This is a genomic window from Methanocaldococcus bathoardescens, assembly GCF_000739065.1.
Classification (GTDB): domain Archaea; phylum AGJL01; class Methanococci; order Methanococcales; family Methanocaldococcaceae; genus Methanocaldococcus; species Methanocaldococcus bathoardescens.
Genome location: NZ_CP009149.1, coordinates 1,038,255 through 1,054,144 on the forward strand (window position 1 = coordinate 1,038,255; position 15,890 = coordinate 1,054,144).

Here is a 15,890-nt window from a genome sequence, read left to right on the forward strand (position 1 = left end):
ATAAATCTCATAATTTTTTATTTCTCTTTTATTTTAAAAGTTTATTTATAGTAAGGTATTTTACAAGTGTCTAATACTAACATTCGAAGTTTCTAACTATATATATAATCATCCCTAACCATAATGTGAGGTGATATTATGGCAGTAATAAAGTTGGATGAAGTAAATAAAAACTTTGTAAATGAAGTTATTGAAGCAGGAAAGTTAGTTTTAGGAGAGGATGTTGTAAAATCAATTAAAGCATGCTACCAATGTGGAACTTGCACTGGTAGTTGCCCAAGTGGAAGAAGAACAGCTTACAGAACAAGAAAAGTTTTAAGAAAGGTTTTATTAGGTTTAGACGATGTTTTAGATACTGATGATATTTGGTATTGTACAACCTGCTACACATGCTACGAAAGATGTCCAAGAGATGTTAAAATTACAGAAATCATAAAAACATTAAGAAATATTGCTGCTCAAAAAGGAAACATGGCTTTAGCACACAGAAAAACAGCTTCTTATGTTTTAAGATTTGGACATGCAGTTCCTGCAAACAAACAGGTTGTTGAATTGAGAGGAAAACTCGGATTACCTGCAAAATCACCAACAGCTCAATTCAGTGAGAAAGACTTAGAAGAAGTTAGAACATTAATTAAAGAGTTAGAGTTTGATGAGTTAATTGGATTTGACTGGGAAAAGATGGATTTAAAGGAATAAAATAAATAAAATAATAAAATTTTGGTGATAAGATGAAATATGCATTTTTCTTAGGATGTATCATGCCACACAGATATCCTGGAGTTGAGAAGGCTACAAAAAAGGTTATGGAAGAGTTAGGAGTTGAGTTAGAATACATGCCTGGAGCATCATGCTGTCCTGCTCCTGGAGTCTTTGGTTCTTTTGACCAAAAAACATGGTTAACTTTAGCTGCAAGAAACTTATGCATTGCTGAAGAGATGGGTTTAGATATTGTAACTGTATGTAACGGTTGTTACGGTTCTTTATATGAAGCGGCTCACATATTACATGAAAACAAAGAGGCATTGGACTTTGTAAATGAAAAATTAGACAAAATTGGTAAGCAATACAAAGGAACTGTCAAAGTTTTACACTTTGCTGAATTAATCTATAAAGAGATTGGTACTGAGAAGATAAAAGAGAAAGTTGTAAAACCTTTAAATAATTTAAATGTCGCTATTCACTACGGATGTCACTTCTTAAAGCCAAGTGATGTTAAGCACTTAGATTCACCAGAAAGACCAACATTATTAGAGGATATTGTTGCTGCAACAGGAGCTAAGCCAGTTAAATATAAAGATTACTTAATGTGCTGTGGAGCTGGAGGAGGGGTTAGAGCAAGATTCTTACAAACTGCATTAGATATGACAAGAGAAAAAATAAGAAACATGTTGGAAGTAAATGCAGATTGTATAGTTAATGTCTGTCCATTCTGTCACTTACAGTTTGATAGAGGGCAAGTAGAGATAAAAGAGAAGTTTGGTGAAGAATACAACTTACCAGTCTTACACTTAAGCCAGTTGTTAGGTTTAGCATTTGGAATGAAACCAGAAGAGTTAGCTGTTAGTGTCCATGCCATTCCAGTTGACCCAGTTTTAAAGAAATTAGGAATAGAATAAACCATTAGATTAAATACAATCTTTTTTATTTGCATTTTTTTATTTTATCTCTTTTTTTAGATTTTTAATAAAGTCAATACTAACTTTTTTAAATGTCTATTTTCAATTTGTAATTAAAAATTTTTACAGAAGAGTAAATATTTATATAGTAATTTGGTGAAATTATGGTTAATAATAGAAATGAGATAGAAGTTAGGAAGTTAGAACATATATTTTTATGTAGTTACTGTGATGTTGAATATGAAAAAACAACATTATTAGAGGATATTGAACTAATACATAAAGGAACTTGCGGAATTAATTTTAATGATATAGAAACAGAAATAGAATTGTTTGGAAAAAAATTATCTGCCCCAATTATTATTTCTGGTATGACTGGGGGGCATAGTAAGGCAAAGGAAATAAATAAAAATATTGCCAAGGCAGTTGAAGAACTCGGCTTAGGAATGGGTGTTGGTTCTCAAAGAGCTGCTATTGTTAATGAAGATTTGATAGAAACATACAGCGTTGTTAGGGATTATACAAACAATTTAGTTATAGGTAATTTAGGAGCTGTTAATTTCATTGTTGATGATTGGGATGAAGAGATAATTGATAAGGCAGTTGAGATGGTAGATGCTGATGCTATGGCTATACATTTCAATCCATTACAAGAAGTTATACAGCCAGAAGGTGATTTAAACTTTAAAAACTTAGATAAACTTAAGGAAGTTATTTCAAATTACAAAAAAAGCTATAAAAATATTCCATTTATTGCCAAACAAGTAGGAGAGGGTTTTTCAAAGGAAGATGCATTAATTTTAAAAGATATTGGGTTTGATGCAATAGATGTTCAAGGAAGTGGAGGTACTTCATGGGCAAAGGTTGAGATTTATAGAGTTAAAGATGAAAACATTAAAAATTTAGCTGAAAGATTTGCCAATTGGGGAATCCCTACTGCTGCGTCAATATTTGAAGTAAAAAGTGTTTATGATGGCATAGTTATTGGTTCTGGAGGAATAAGAGGAGGTTTAGATATAGCCAAGTGTATAGCAATTGGCTGTGATTGTTGTGCCGTTGCTCTGCCTATATTAAAAGCAAGTTTAAAGGGCTGGGAAGAGGTTGTTAAAGTTTTAGAGAACTATATAAAAGAGTTAAAAATTGCAATGTTTTTAGTTGGGGCTAAAAATATTAAAGAACTTAAAAAAACCCAATATATAGTTAAAGGAACTTTAAAAGAATGGATTTCACAAAGATTAAAATAAAGAGGTATTGTTAATACTGTTATTCCATTATGGTTTTTATTTTATCTTAGATGTTAGTCTGTAAATTAAATTTATTTAAAACAATTAAAATATTTACAGACACAAATAAAAAATTAGAGAAGCTATGAAATTAAAATAAAAATTATAAGGATGTGAGAGTGTGAAATTGGAAATTATTGCAATTGGTGGTTATGAAGAAGTTGGAAGGAATATGACGGCTGTTAATGTAGATGGAGAAATTATAATATTAGATATGGGGGTTAGACTGGATAGGGTTTTAATTCATGAAGATACTGACATATCAAAACTTCATAGCTTAGAGTTAATTGAAAAGGGAATAATTCCAAACGATACAGTTATGAAAAATATTGAAGGAGAAGTTAAAGCTATTGTTTTATCTCACGGCCATTTAGACCATATTGGAGCTGTTCCTAAATTAGCTCACAGATACAACGCCCCAATAATTGGAACACCATATACAATTGAGTTAGTTAAAAGAGAAATTTTAAGTGAGAAAAAATTTGATGTTAGAAACCCTTTAATTGTTTTAAATGCTGGAGAATCTATTGATTTAACCCCAAACATAACATTAGAGTTTATTAGAATAACCCACAGTATCCCAGATGCTGTTTTGCCTGTTTTGCATACACCTTATGGAGCAATAGTTTATGGTAATGACTTCAAATTTGATAACTTCCCAGTTGTTGGTGAAAGACCAGATTATAGGGCAATAAAAAAAGTTGGTAAGAATGGAGTTTTATGCTTTATCTCAGAAACCACAAGAATAAACCATGAAGGTAAAACACCGCCAGAGATTATTGCTTCTGGTTTATTAAAAAATGATTTATTAGCCGCTGACAATGATAAAAATGGTATTATTGTAACAACATTCTCTTCCCATATTGCAAGGATAAAATCAATTACAGACATAGCCGAAAAAATGGATAGAACCCCTGTTTTATTAGGAAGAAGTATGATGAGATACTGTGGAATAGCCCAAGATATTGGTTTAGTTAAATTCCCTGAAGATTTAAGGATTTATGGAGACCCAAGTTCAATAGAGATGGCTTTAAAGAATATAGTTAAAGAAGGTAAAGAGAAATATTTAATAATAGCTACAGGGCACCAAGGAGAGGAAGGGGCAGTGTTATCAAGAATGGCTACCAACAAAACACCTTACAAGTTTGACAAATATGATTGTGTTGTGTTCTCGGCAGACCCAATTCCAAACCCGATGAATGCTGCTCAAAGATACATGTTAGAATCAAGATTAAAACTATTGGGAGTTAGAATATTTAAAGGAGCTCATGTTTCAGGACATGCTGCAAAAGAAGACCATAGAGATATGTTGAGGTGGTTAAATCCAGAGCATATAATTCCTTCACATGGAGATTTCAATTTAACTGCTGAATATACAAAATTAGCTGAAGAAGAAGGTTATAGATTAGGAGAAGACGTCCATTTATTAAGAAATGGACAATGCCTAAGCTTTGAGAGAATTATTTAACCAAATTTAACTTAATTTTTTCTTTAACAATTAATTAATAATCTAAGATGAGGGGTGAAATTATGCTCTTTGATAAAAATATATTACAAAAAATTGATGAAGAATTGAAAACTTATGTAGATATAGATAATAATAAGTTATATAATGCATCAAAACACCTCTTATTTGCTGGAGGGAAAAGGATTAGACCATATTTAACTGTTGTAACCTATATGTTAAAGAAGGATGACATTGAAGAAGTTCTTCCAGCTGCTGCAGCTGTTGAACTCATCCACAATTACACCTTAATACACGATGACATTATGGATAACGATGATGAAAGAAGAGGAAAGCCAACAGTTCACGTTGTTTTTGGAGAGCCGATGGCTATATTAGCTGGAGATTTATTATATGCTAAAGCTTTTGAAGCTGTTTCAAGAATAAAAGATAATAAAAAAGCTCATGAAGTTTTAAAAATCCTATCAAAGGCTTGTGTTGAGGTTTGTGAAGGACAGGCAATGGATATGGAGTTTGAAAACTACTATCCCACAATGGAAGAATACTTAGAGATGATTAGAAAAAAGACAGGAGCTTTATTAGAAGCTTCTATAGAGATTGGAGCAGTTATGGCAGAATGTAATGAAGAAGAAAGAGAGGCATTGAAAGAATATGCAAAAAGGATTGGATTAACTTTCCAAATACAGGATGATGTCTTAGATTTAATTGGAGACCAGAAAAAGTTGGGTAAGCCAGTTGGAAGTGATATAAGGGAGGGGAAGAAAACTATAATTGTTATCCATGCTTTGAAAACATTAGATGAAGAGAAAAAGAAAAGATTATTGGAAATTTTAGGAAATAAAGATATTGGAGATGAAGAGATTAAAGAGGCTATTGAGATATTAAAGCCATCAATTGAATATGCCAAAGAACTTATGAAACAAAAAACTGAAGAAGCTAAGAATTATTTAAAGATATTTGATAAAAACAGAAGAAAAGTTTTAGAAAATTTAGCTGACTTTATAATAAGTAGAGTTTATTAAGCTCCAAGGGGAAAACCACCTATTGGGATACCCAGAGCGGGGCTTCACTACGTTCAGCCCCACTGTAATCTAAGAGGCATTTACTTCCGTTAGGAAGTAAATGCACCCTGTTTTAGTCAAGCTTTTACTAAAAGGTTGGGTGATAATATGAGAATCCCTAAACTATATGTTGAAAATGCAGATAAACATGAAGGTAGAAAGGTAGTTATTGAAAATGATGGAAAAGTTATAAGATTCTTAGATAGAGATGAAGAATACAAAGGAGATGGAAAGGTTTTATATCAAGTTATATACGATGATTTTGATAACTATGTATTAATGGGACAAGTAACGAGAGATATGGTTATAGAGTATGAAGTTGGAGGGGTTAAGCAGATAAACTACATCAAAAAAGGAACAAGATTATTAGAAATCCCTGCTGAAGGTTACAAAGTTTACCCAATTGTAGATTTTGGTTGCAGAATTTTGGAAGGGCATAGAATAGCTGCTTTGCAAAGTAGAAAAGGAGATATAAGGTTTGTTAATACTCCAGTTAATGGGATTGTGTTATTCTTAAAAGAAGTTCCAGCAAAGAGAGAAAACTATGTATTTTATATATTACCGGAAGAAGAAATTAAATTTGAGGAAGAGTAATTTATATTAATTTGAGGGATATTATGAATAATAATGACAAAATGGAGTTTGTTGCTACCCTAATCTCAATATTAACTGTTAAAGAAGCATTAAATAGTGAAATGGAAAACTTTGTTAGAGTTAGAGCAGCTATTGATAAAAGAGAGTTAAAAGATGATGACAAAGTGGCTATCTTTAATATAAATTCAACAACAAGTTATCAGGTATTTTTTATAGATAAAGATACGGATATAGAAAAATTGAAGGAAGAGTTTAAGAAGATGAATGTAAGACTTAATTACGATAGTGAGCAAGTTCTAAAAAGATACATTGAGAGGTTAAAGAAATGAGGGATGCGAGAAACTTAGATAAGCAGTGGGTTGTATTGTCTGAGTTATCAGCTGAATTGGTTAATAGAGGAATTAAAGTTCCTGAAATTGTTTTTGAAAAGCTTAGATTAGCTAATACTCTCCTTTCTTATTACATTTTAGACCCACATACCTCTATAAATATACTATCAAATGTTGAAAGAGAACTGAATTATGTTCAATCTCAATTATTTAGTTTGTGTGATACTGAATTAACTGAAAAATACCTAAATAAGATGATAAAGGCAGTTAGAGGAGAACTTGACGTCAAATTTCCATTAAGTAAAAGCAACTACAATAAAGAGGTTAGAAAAAGAGGAAAAGTTGAATCTATAAGAGTGAAGTTGCAGAAAGAAATGCAGATTGAAAGGCTAAGTGACTTAGGGGAGTGGCATGGGGTTATATTTGAATATAGTGATGAAAGAGATAAGGTAATTATTGAAGGTAACATAGACAGAGTAAAAAAAGCTTTAAAGGACTTTGCAATTATGTGTAAAGAAGATTAAATATTATTTTTCTTTAAAAATTTAATCTAACCTTATTGATTTTCTTGTAATGAACAAACAATATGGGTCGCCAACAGCTTGACATTTTTTTTCTACAACATCCACAATATATTTTCTATCCACCATATTTTCTAAACATCCTGCTATAAATCCTGCTGTTAAATAACAAACCGGTTCTGATGCTCTACAATTTTTACATTCTTTATTATTCCTAACAATAATTGTCAAAGGTTCAGATTTTTCAATACTTGTTTCTCCAAACTCTTCTTTCATAAAATTAATCATATCCTCGTAATTATTAATTCCTAATTTAATTGCATAATCTTTACCAATATCATAAAAAATTCTTGTTACATTATTTCCTAAATAGTATTTCCTTAAATATTCTTTTGTATATGCAATAAGAGATACTGGACCATCAAAAGCACAAAATTCTCTTTTTTCTTTTTCTCCTTCAACTTCCCCTCCCCCTTCTTCGGAAGCGATTTTAATCTTATACTCTTCTTCTCTAAGTTCTTTTTCTAACTCTTCTAAAGGAGGATATGCTTCTAATATTAATTCATGGAGCCGTGTTCCTTCTGTTAATTTTAAAACTTCTTTTAACAATTCTTTATTGTCTTTATATTTTTCTAATAAGTTTTTCATCATAGTTAATTTAATACCCATAAATTTCGCTCTATTATCAATAATTCTCAGCATTTCAATAATCTTCATCGCGTTAGTCATTCAAATCACTCTTCCTTATTTATAAAATTTTTAATACCCTCTCTCTTCCTGCTTTTTTAATTTTATATTCAAAATCAAGTTCCTCATCAATCTTTTTCAATACTTCTTTTAAGTTATCTATATAGTATTTTCCTGTTATGTCAATATACCCTACTATTCCCCTCTTTTCTAAATTCTTTAATATATCCCTAAGCTTTTCTATAGGTATTTTTGTTACTTCTGATAACTCTTTTATATTCAACTCATCATAGATTAAATTAACTATAACTTCAATTTCTTCATCAGTAAAATTAAAGTTTTTTAGAGATTCTTTCCAATTTACACATATATCTTCTAACCCAAACACAACCCCAGTAAATGATAGATTGTTGTGAAATCTCATTATATCCTTAGATATTGTTTCTCCATAAGATAGCCAGCCAATACAATTATCTCCAATAACATATTTATCAATTTTTTTGATATCATTATAAAACTCCAAGAAATATGGAAGGGGATTTTCCTCAAATTTTCTATATAATGGATTTTTAAGAATTTCAATTCCATAACATTCGTTTATAAAAATAAGTGGATTTTTATAATCTTTTTCAATAATCCTTATCTTATCAGAAAGTGCTTTAACTTGCCTCTCTAAATCAGTTCTCATCAATATTAAAAACGACCCTTCTGCAATTTTTCTTCTAAATATTAATCTATTCCCATCAACATCTTCTAAGAATGTAGTTATAGCATTTCCATTTATATCAATAAAACCTAATGGATGAATAAGATAAAAGTTTATATATTTTAATCTTTCCTTTTTGTTAATTCTTAGGTATTTTTCAATAACTTTTGTTGGTAATTTTGTATATTCGGATATCATCTCTAAGTATCTTTGATAAGCAGGTTTTCCATCTAATTCATAAACTACTCTCCCCTTTGCCTTAGTAACTCTTGCATATATATTTGTTGGCTCATATCCATGCCCATAAATTAAATCAAATTTTAATTTTCCACCAATAACTCCAAAAACACAGCCATCTCTAACAATATTTCCTTTATATATCAAAAAAATTTTATCAAATGAACCGTCATCTCCCGCAGTTCCTCCAACAATTGGAAAGCCAAGCTCTTTCCCTAAAACATCCAATATCTCTTGTTCATGATTTGCATTCCAATCAAAAAATATAAATCCAAGAAACTTATCTTCTACATCTAATGAATACATATATTTTTCTCTAAGTGTATTTTTAATATCTGTTGCAACTATCTTTCCTGTTTCTTCTGCACCCTTTTCTATTTTTTTATAAGTAGTTGCATATTTATAATATCTATCAAAAGCTAAAATTAAAACACCATCATTTTTTATATATTTATTTCCTACAAATGTCCCTCCCGTAGAACATCCAATAAGTCCATCTAAGGAAACATATTCTTTTATTCCTTCAAAGACCATTTTTAATTTCTCTTCATCAAATACCGATGTAATAAATATTATTAGAGATGGCCTACCTATTTTTCTTTTAATCTCTACCCCAATTTCCAACCCATCCTCGTAAGGATTTTTTATCTTTTTGTGAATGTATAATTTATGTAGTTGCATATAGACACACCTAAAAATCACAAAAAGTTTTTTCAATAATTTATTTTATTTGTTGTAAATTATATATAAATTTTTCTTAAATTAAAATAGAGACTGTCAGGTTAAATTTTTATCAATATGTCGATAAAAAATAGTAAATATGAAGCTCGCAATAGATGTAATAAAGGAGAGAATCGAAGAGAAGAAGCTTTTTAAGAGGAATAGGAAGTCGATAGAAGTTAAAATCTTAGCAGGGCTTTTATACTACCTCGGGTTATCGTTGAGGAAGACGAGTTTATTTCTCTCCCAATTCGAAAGTATAAGCCACGAGTCAGTTAGAGTTTATTATCACAAGATTAAAGAGGTTTTAAACAAGCCTGAGAAGACTGTAAGAAGGTTAATTGCAATCGACGAGACTAAACTAAAGGTCGGAGATAAGAATATTTACGTATGGTCTGCTATTGACGTTGAATCGAAGGAATGCTTGGGAGTTTATATATCAAAAACAAGAAATTACCTCGATACTATATTATTCGTTAGGAGTATATTAAAATTTTGCTCGAATAAGCCCAAGATTTTAGTCGATGGTGGAAAATGGTATCCGTGGGCATTGCAGAAGTTGGGCTTAAAATTTGAAAGAGTCCGATTCGGACTGAGAAATTATGTAGAAAGCTTCTTCTCACTACTCAAACGAAGAACAAAAACATTCTCCAACAGATTCCCAAATAATAGTAAGTTCGATACAGTTATCAGTTGGATAAAAAGCTTCATGATGTTCTATAACTGGATACTATCGATAACTTGACAGTCTCTGGTTAGATGACGTTTTATTTAATTATAAAGATTTTAAAACTAATATAGAAAAACTATTTTCTACTAATAAAGAAGGAAAGAAAACTCTAATTATGAGGTTATCAACTTCGAATGCATTAAAATAAAAAAAGAATAAATTAAGAATTTTTTATAATAGTTTGTTAAGTGGATGTGAATCAACTGGAGATATACCCATATCTTTTGCTGCTTCTGCAATTACCATATCTGTCATAGCTACCGCTGGGAATGCTAACTGAGCGTTGTCAATTGGACCGTAAAGGACAAAGTCTCCTGCTGCCATAACTTGGATTAAGTTTGCTCCAATGTCACATACGTGGTGGACATCTTTAGCTAACTGTGCCTTACCGCTCTCTCTTAACTGTTTTCTAAATGTTCTTAACCAGTCCCATGCTGATGGAATGTTGTGAATACCACTTCCAACAGGCATTCCTAATTTTGCTTTGACAGCAAATGATGCTCTAACCGCGTTACCTGCTCCACTTCCTAATGGTGTAACTGCAACGTCAATTAATGGGTATTTAATTCCTGCCTTTTCAGCTAATTCTAACATTCCCTTATCTGCTGTTTTTCCACCATTTAAGAGAACATTAATTTTTCCTTCAACAGTTGAATCCATTGGGTCGAAACATAGGATGATTGATGCTTCTAAATCACTTTCTACTAAGTTTTGGAACTCTTCATCATCAATAGAAACGTTGATAGAGTTGTAAATACACTGGTCAGCATAACCTGCTTCAGTAGCTCTCTTTGCAGCAGCCATTCTTGCTTCTTTTGCTGTTGAGTCAAGCAACATTGGACCATCCCAAATCTCAGCAACGAAATCAATGTAATTAACCAATGCTTCAGGTGTTCCTCCAAATACCTGAACTAATGCAGGGTTTCCTGTAATATCCTCCATCTCTGCTTGTTTATTGATTAAATCTTCTGCTGCTGCTTTATCAAATATACCTTTCTTAGGGTCTTCAACAATCTTGTGTCTTGCATAGAAGATAGTTCCTGCCAAAGCAGTTGGGTGTTCTCCTGGTTGTCCTCCGATTTTTCTTCCTCCAATCTCTACAACCATCTGTTCTTTTTCAAATTTAAACATATTCTCCTCACCCCATCATAATTATTGTGACATTTTCATTATTAATTGCATTATATTCAACAAATTAGGCAATACAACTGATATTATAGTTCCAATAATTAAACCGTAAGCAATTCCTACATCTCTTCCAACTTTTTTACCTGCTCTTTGGAATATCTCAGCATTTGTGTTTTCTACTTTTTCTTCAAGTTCATCAAGTTTTTCCATTAATCTTTTAAAATCCTTTGTAGGAGTAACAACAGTGGGAATTTCGCTCATTCAATCACCCTATCAACATTTTTAATATAACTGGAATAATTACCAACACAAATGCCATAACTGAACCAATGATAACTCCATGTGTTGATTTTGCAAAGACCCCTGATGATAATCCAATATCTCTTGTCATCAATCCAACTTTATACTCTAATTTATCTAATATTTTATCACAGTATTCTAAATCAGGTTCAACAACTTTTGGAATTCCTTCAATTTCAAAACCTTCTTCTTCCCCACCTTCTTTTGCTCCACCACCTTCTAAATCAATAACCATTGGGTCTTCATCGATAGCTCCTGGGTCTTTGCTTATACACTCTTTTATTGCTTGTGTTATTTTACCAGTGTCTTCAACATCGATTAAGTCAACGACTTCAACTATTTGTCTTCTGAATCTTTCAACAGCTTCTTTATCAACGTTTTCTAAGAATGGGATAGCTCCTTTCGCTCCGATAATTCCTCCATCGTCTCCGATACCGTTTTCCCATAATGCTTTAAAACACTGTCCTGTTATGTGTCCCTGAACTTCTGAACCGCAAAGAACCATGAATCTAATGTTTGGGTTTGATATGTAGTTTGCTACGACTTTTTCAATACCTAAGTTTTCTGTGTGGCAAGGTCCAGCGATAGCAGCTCCAGCATCGATACAAGCTTGCTCTAAACCGTGGGAACCAAGTGTTACTACTCCAACACAGCTCTCTGGGTTACCGACAACATACTCCCCAGAGACGATTGGCCATCCTGGTGCTGGGGATTTTTTGTTAGCCATGTTTTAGCACCTCCTTATTGGATTAAACCTGGGAATAATTTAATTATTGTAAATATTGCAAGTGTCATTATTGCTAATGTTATCCAAAATCCAAAGAATATTCCTTTGAAATAACCAGATATTGCATAAACTCCATCTCTATTTGGATATGAAACTAATGGTGAGTATCTTGGGTCTAATGAATTCTCTAATGCAGTAACCAATTTTTCCAACTTCTGAACTCTTTCTTCTACATGAATTAAATCAACTACAAGGATATCTTTTCTCATCTCCGCTACTAAACCAGAATTAACTTCCATAACAATGTCAAGTTCAGGACATACCTTAACAATTTCCATCTTTCCACCTTACTCCTCCTTCTTAGGAATTTCTGGAGTGTATAAAACTGCACATGCATCTTTAAATGACATCTTAACAAATTTCACATATACAATTGCCCACAATATTATTGAAACAACCATTGATATAACATCTAATTTAACTACTGAGAAGACAAACCAGCTTATTAAACCACAAGCAATTGCTAATGTTAATGTTCTTTTGTGGCTTTCATTTGGCCCTAAACATGCGTTGAATGGGTGCAATATAGACATACCTGCTACTATAAATGCCAAAGCCATAACTCCTGAGTTTAAAGCTCCATCAACAAATGCAGCTGGTTCTAAACTTCCAACATAAGCTGTTGTAAATCCTAACAAAGCTAAAGCCCCTGCAACTGACAAGAAAGTCATACTTCTAACCATAATTGGAATTTTCATTCCTACTGGTTTAACTGTTAAGTTACCAACTATAACTCCAACCACCAATGCAATAATTAATGTCAATATAGGGGCTATTAAATAGGTAATTCCTAAAGCTTTTGGAATTAAAACTCCTGCTACTGCAGCTAATGTTCCCATACCTAAACTAACCATACCAATTGACGCCTGGGAATAATTTAATTATTGTAAATATTGCAAGTGTCATTATTGCTAATGTTATCCAAAATCCAAAGAATATTCCTTTGAAATAACCAGATATTGCATAAACTCCATCTCTATTTGGATATGAAACTAATGGTGAGTATCTTGGGTCTAATGAATTCTCTAATGCAGTAACCAATTTTTCCAACTTCTGAACTCTTTCTTCTACATGAATTAAATCAACTACAAGGATATCTTTTCTCATCTCCGCTACTAAACCAGAATTAACTTCCATAACAATGTCAAGTTCAGGACATACCTTAACAATTTCCATCTTTCCACCTTACTCCTCCTTCTTAGGAATTTCTGGAGTGTATAAAACTGCACATGCATCTTTAAATGACATCTTAACAAATTTCACATATACAATTGCCCACAATATTATTGAAACAACCATTGATATAACATCTAATTTAACTACTGAGAAGACAAACCAGCTTATTAAACCACAAGCAATTGCTAATGTTAATGTTCTTTTGTGGCTTTCATTTGGCCCTAAACATGCGTTGAATGGGTGCAATATAGACATACCTGCTACTATAAATGCCAAAGCCATAACTCCTGAGTTTAAAGCTCCATCAACAAATGCAGCTGGTTCTAAACTTCCAACATAAGCTGTTGTAAATCCTAACAAAGCTAAAGCCCCTGCAACTGACAAGAAAGTCATACTTCTAACCATAATTGGAATTTTCATTCCTACTGGTTTAACTGTTAAGTTACCAACTATAACTCCAACCACCAATGCAATAATTAATGTCAATATAGGGGCTATTAAATAGGTAATTCCTAAAGCTTTTGGAATTAAAACTCCTGCTACTGCAGCTAATGTTCCCATACCTAAACTAACCATACCAATTGACGGAACCCCAGTCCCAAGACCGTAAGCAGCAACTTTTCTAACAGTATTAGCTCCTGCAACACACGCTGATGAAACCAACAATCCACCAATTAACATTGACAAACCGTAATCTGACAAGAAGTGTGCCGCATAAATACCTATCAATGATAAAACTACACCAGCTGCAAATATTTGGCTTTCAGGATAAAGTTCAGCTGCATGACCTCCTCCACCGTGTGCCATACTATCACCAAAAATTTTTTTATAATGCCATTGCTACTGCAACTATTCCACAAACTAATGAAGCCACTAATGAAGCAATAACCCCATTTGGCATTTTCTTGAATTTTGGGTCGTGGAAACCTTCAATAGTACCTCCAATGTTGTATGAAGCAAGAACTGCATTTATAAAGAAGAACCCTACTGCTAACATTCCAGCAACTGCTGGGGTGAATCCAAGGTTTATCAATGCAATGTAAGCTAAAGCCCCTCCGAGACCTCCTAAAGCAGCCCCTATTAAACCACTAACAAAACAAACTGTTGGAACTCCATGTCCTGTAGTCCCCGGTGTAACATAAGGTTTTTGTGGGTCTTTTGTTATAGGGTCGATTTCACACTTATCTGCAGCAGGAACAACTCCAACTCCAAATACATAGATTAACTGTCCAATCAACATTGTTACTCCAAGCATAATCATTGAACCAACAGCTCCTGATAATAAGATTAACAAAAATCCTAAACCATCAATTCCAACTTTTGAGGCCATTACAGCTGCTGCCATTAATCCTGTAAAACCTGCCCCTGCTGCCAACTGGGTTGTACCTGTCCCAACCCCAGTAGATGTTGCCATTGCTGCTGGAGCTCCTCCGACAGGAACAAAGTGAACACTTGCATTAATTATTGCCCCTGCGATAGTTATTTCAGCTAATGAAATTAACAAACTTGCATCCATAAAATATCACCCTTACTTTGTATATGGACCGTATTTGTTTCTTGCAAAGACCTCAACCTTTCTATTTGCTATAGCTAATAAAGCTACAATTATTAAACCAACGACTATTGAGATAATTGATGCTGAAATAACATTTCCTCCTTGTAATACATCCCCAATTACTCCTCTCCATCCGTCTAAGAAAACAATCAAACCAAAGCATAAACCGGTTAAAACTCCTCCTACTCTAACACAGAAATATGATGAATCCATTCCATTTCTTAAACCGTATTCTGCTTTAACATCAATATCTCCATGGTTAGCAACAGGTACTCCTCCTCCAAATGGATATTTCTGATACTCTCTTTCAGCACCATAGTGAACGTCTCCAGTTGATGAACCAATTGCCCCAACAGTAATCCCAAATATCAATGCAATCAATGGTAACGGGAATGGATTCCCTAATACAGCATTAGCTAAGTAAGCCATTAAAACCATACAAAATACAGCAATAAAACCATGTCCAACAATTGGGCCTATGTGGCTCATTACAATATCCCAATAAACAGGCTGTCCAAAGTTCTTTGACTGCCCTACAATTCTACCCAAGTATGCTGAAATTGCATAAGCTCCATGAACAAAAGCAGCAACCCCTGCACCAAGAATCAACGCTAAAATTGGAGCTACTCCCATTTGCATAATGGCATAAGCAACTGTCCCTGCAACTGCAACATACAAACCATAAGAAACTGGCTCCCCTGATATAGCCTTGTTAAAGTATCTATGTATATTCCCCATTTGTGGAGCTAACTGAACCTGTGAGTTTGGGTTTGACTGAGAACCAACATCAGACTCTACATCTTCTGCACAACCAGCAACTGTCGCTAATGCTCCACTTAAGGCAAGAGCCCCGAGGGCAATTAGTGTTGCATCCATTCCTATCACCTCATTTTACATAAAAGTTAGTTTTTATGGAGGTTAATATATAAGGTTTTCTATTTAGTTCTGTTAAAATTCACTTAATTTTTATTTAACTTTCTTTTAGTTATGAA

19 protein-coding genes and 1 pseudogene are annotated in these 15,890 nt (G+C 32.9%); 9 read left to right on the forward strand and 11 right to left on the reverse strand.

Going from position 1 to position 15,890, the window contains the following annotated elements:
* The first annotated feature begins 138 nt into the window (after positions 1-138).
* The 8 genes from hdrC (at position 139) to JH146_RS05305 (ending at position 6,875) form a co-directional block, all read left to right on the forward strand.
* Positions 139-699 carry a CoB--CoM heterodisulfide reductase subunit C gene (hdrC, locus tag JH146_RS05270; protein ID WP_048202021.1) on the forward strand — a complete coding sequence of 187 codons (561 nt, stop codon included), beginning with the start codon at positions 139-141 and terminating at the stop codon, positions 697-699.
* Positions 700-731: 32 nt separating this feature from the next.
* Positions 732-1,619, forward strand: coding sequence for a CoB--CoM heterodisulfide reductase subunit B (gene hdrB, locus JH146_RS05275; protein WP_048202022.1), 888 nt, complete (start codon positions 732-734; stop codon positions 1,617-1,619).
* A 164-nt stretch (positions 1,620-1,783) separates the two neighbouring features.
* Entirely contained in the window at positions 1,784-2,863 is a 1,080-nt protein-coding gene (fni, locus tag JH146_RS05280) for a type 2 isopentenyl-diphosphate Delta-isomerase (protein ID WP_048202023.1), read from the forward strand.
* Positions 2,864-3,023: 160 nt separating this feature from the next.
* Complete coding sequence (locus JH146_RS05285) at positions 3,024-4,370, forward strand: RNase J family beta-CASP ribonuclease (RefSeq protein ID WP_048202024.1); 1,347 nt, start codon at positions 3,024-3,026, stop codon at positions 4,368-4,370.
* A 62-nt stretch (positions 4,371-4,432) separates the two neighbouring features.
* Entirely contained in the window at positions 4,433-5,389 is a 957-nt protein-coding gene (locus tag JH146_RS05290; protein WP_048202025.1) for a polyprenyl synthetase family protein, read from the forward strand.
* A gap of 147 nt (positions 5,390-5,536) precedes the next feature.
* Positions 5,537-6,022, forward strand: coding sequence for a DUF2118 family protein (locus JH146_RS05295; RefSeq protein ID WP_048202026.1), 486 nt, complete (start codon positions 5,537-5,539; stop codon positions 6,020-6,022).
* Between the two features lie 23 nt (positions 6,023-6,045).
* Complete coding sequence (locus JH146_RS05300; RefSeq protein ID WP_081874475.1) at positions 6,046-6,351, forward strand: DUF749 domain-containing protein; 306 nt, start codon at positions 6,046-6,048, stop codon at positions 6,349-6,351.
* Positions 6,348-6,875, forward strand: a complete 528-nt coding sequence (locus JH146_RS05305) for a DUF2096 domain-containing protein (protein ID WP_048202027.1) — start codon at positions 6,348-6,350, stop codon at positions 6,873-6,875. Before JH146_RS05300 ends, JH146_RS05305 begins: the two co-directional genes overlap by 4 nt.
* A gap of 21 nt (positions 6,876-6,896) precedes the next feature.
* Here JH146_RS05305 and JH146_RS05310 read toward each other — a convergent pair whose 3' ends face one another.
* A complete protein-coding gene (locus JH146_RS05310) occupies positions 6,897-7,601 on the reverse strand; it encodes a V4R domain-containing protein (RefSeq protein WP_048202028.1) in 705 nt (234 codons plus the stop codon).
* 19 nt (positions 7,602-7,620) lie between these two features.
* On the reverse strand, positions 7,621-9,183 hold the full coding sequence (locus JH146_RS05315) for an FIST N-terminal domain-containing protein (RefSeq protein ID WP_048202029.1): 1,563 nt from the start codon (positions 9,181-9,183) through the stop codon (positions 7,621-7,623).
* A 139-nt stretch (positions 9,184-9,322) separates the two neighbouring features.
* Here JH146_RS05315 and JH146_RS05320 point away from each other — a divergent pair, with 139 nt between their 5' ends.
* Positions 9,323-9,967 carry an IS6 family transposase gene (locus JH146_RS05320; protein ID WP_048201709.1) on the forward strand — a complete coding sequence of 215 codons (645 nt, stop codon included), beginning with the start codon at positions 9,323-9,325 and terminating at the stop codon, positions 9,965-9,967.
* Positions 9,968-10,123: 156 nt separating this feature from the next.
* Here the strand turns inward: JH146_RS05320 and mtrH are convergent, their stop codons facing one another.
* The 9 genes and pseudogenes from mtrH to mtrE all read right to left on the reverse strand — a co-directional run bounded on the left by mtrH (position 10,124) and on the right by mtrE (position 15,774).
* The gene (gene mtrH / locus JH146_RS05325) at positions 10,124-11,083 is read right to left on the reverse strand and encodes a tetrahydromethanopterin S-methyltransferase subunit H (protein ID WP_048202030.1); all 960 of its coding nucleotides are present in this window, start codon (positions 11,081-11,083) and stop codon (positions 10,124-10,126) included.
* Positions 11,084-11,104: 21 nt separating this feature from the next.
* Complete coding sequence (gene mtrG, locus JH146_RS05330) at positions 11,105-11,341, reverse strand: tetrahydromethanopterin S-methyltransferase subunit MtrG (protein ID WP_048202031.1); 237 nt, start codon at positions 11,339-11,341, stop codon at positions 11,105-11,107.
* Positions 11,342-11,345: 4 nt separating this feature from the next.
* Positions 11,346-12,107, reverse strand: a complete 762-nt coding sequence (gene mtrA, locus JH146_RS05335; RefSeq protein ID WP_048202032.1) for a tetrahydromethanopterin S-methyltransferase subunit A — start codon at positions 12,105-12,107, stop codon at positions 11,346-11,348.
* 14 nt (positions 12,108-12,121) lie between these two features.
* Positions 12,122-12,445, reverse strand: a complete 324-nt coding sequence (locus tag JH146_RS05340) for a tetrahydromethanopterin S-methyltransferase subunit B (protein ID WP_048202033.1) — start codon at positions 12,443-12,445, stop codon at positions 12,122-12,124.
* Positions 12,446-12,454: 9 nt separating this feature from the next.
* A pseudogene (gene mtrC / locus JH146_RS05345) lies at positions 12,455-13,030 on the reverse strand (tetrahydromethanopterin S-methyltransferase subunit MtrC); the annotation flags it as partial.
* Entirely contained in the window at positions 13,014-13,343 is a 330-nt protein-coding gene (locus tag JH146_RS05350; RefSeq protein ID WP_048202034.1) for a tetrahydromethanopterin S-methyltransferase subunit B, read from the reverse strand. The gene JH146_RS05350 and the pseudogene mtrC (JH146_RS05345), both read right to left, overlap by 17 nt.
* Before the next feature lie 9 nt (positions 13,344-13,352).
* Positions 13,353-14,150, reverse strand: a complete 798-nt coding sequence (gene mtrC, locus JH146_RS05355; protein WP_048202035.1) for a tetrahydromethanopterin S-methyltransferase subunit MtrC — start codon at positions 14,148-14,150, stop codon at positions 13,353-13,355.
* 19 nt (positions 14,151-14,169) lie between these two features.
* Positions 14,170-14,859, reverse strand: a complete 690-nt coding sequence (gene mtrD, locus JH146_RS05360; protein WP_048202036.1) for a tetrahydromethanopterin S-methyltransferase subunit D — start codon at positions 14,857-14,859, stop codon at positions 14,170-14,172.
* A 12-nt stretch (positions 14,860-14,871) separates the two neighbouring features.
* Positions 14,872-15,774, reverse strand: a complete 903-nt coding sequence (mtrE, locus tag JH146_RS05365; RefSeq protein ID WP_048202037.1) for a tetrahydromethanopterin S-methyltransferase subunit E — start codon at positions 15,772-15,774, stop codon at positions 14,872-14,874.
* Between the last annotated feature and the right edge of the window lie 116 nt (positions 15,775-15,890).

Coding starts and splice junctions, on each gene's coding strand:
- hdrC (WP_048202021.1), top strand. CDS start 139: ATGGCAGTAATAAAGTTGGATGAAGTAAATAAAAACTTTGTAAATGAA.
- hdrB (WP_048202022.1), top strand. CDS start 732: ATGAAATATGCATTTTTCTTAGGATGTATCATGCCACACAGATATCCT.
- fni (WP_048202023.1), top strand. CDS start 1,784: ATGGTTAATAATAGAAATGAGATAGAAGTTAGGAAGTTAGAACATATA.
- JH146_RS05290 (WP_048202025.1), top strand. CDS start 4,433: ATGCTCTTTGATAAAAATATATTACAAAAAATTGATGAAGAATTGAAA.
- JH146_RS05295 (WP_048202026.1), top strand. CDS start 5,537: ATGAGAATCCCTAAACTATATGTTGAAAATGCAGATAAACATGAAGGT.
- JH146_RS05300 (WP_081874475.1), top strand. CDS start 6,046: ATGAATAATAATGACAAAATGGAGTTTGTTGCTACCCTAATCTCAATA.
- JH146_RS05305 (WP_048202027.1), top strand. CDS start 6,348: ATGAGGGATGCGAGAAACTTAGATAAGCAGTGGGTTGTATTGTCTGAG.
- JH146_RS05310 (WP_048202028.1), bottom strand. CDS start 7,601: ATGACTAACGCGATGAAGATTATTGAAATGCTGAGAATTATTGATAAT.
- JH146_RS05315 (WP_048202029.1), bottom strand. CDS start 9,183: ATGCAACTACATAAATTATACATTCACAAAAAGATAAAAAATCCTTAC.
- JH146_RS05320 (WP_048201709.1), top strand. CDS start 9,323: ATGAAGCTCGCAATAGATGTAATAAAGGAGAGAATCGAAGAGAAGAAG.
- mtrH (WP_048202030.1), bottom strand. CDS start 11,083: ATGTTTAAATTTGAAAAAGAACAGATGGTTGTAGAGATTGGAGGAAGA.
- mtrG (WP_048202031.1), bottom strand. CDS start 11,341: ATGAGCGAAATTCCCACTGTTGTTACTCCTACAAAGGATTTTAAAAGA.
- mtrA (WP_048202032.1), bottom strand. CDS start 12,107: ATGGCTAACAAAAAATCCCCAGCACCAGGATGGCCAATCGTCTCTGGG.
- JH146_RS05340 (WP_048202033.1), bottom strand. CDS start 12,445: ATGGAAATTGTTAAGGTATGTCCTGAACTTGACATTGTTATGGAAGTT.
- JH146_RS05350 (WP_048202034.1), bottom strand. CDS start 13,343: ATGGAAATTGTTAAGGTATGTCCTGAACTTGACATTGTTATGGAAGTT.
- mtrC (WP_048202035.1), bottom strand. CDS start 14,150: ATGGCACACGGTGGAGGAGGTCATGCAGCTGAACTTTATCCTGAAAGC.
- mtrD (WP_048202036.1), bottom strand. CDS start 14,859: ATGGATGCAAGTTTGTTAATTTCATTAGCTGAAATAACTATCGCAGGG.
- mtrE (WP_048202037.1), bottom strand. CDS start 15,774: ATGGATGCAACACTAATTGCCCTCGGGGCTCTTGCCTTAAGTGGAGCA.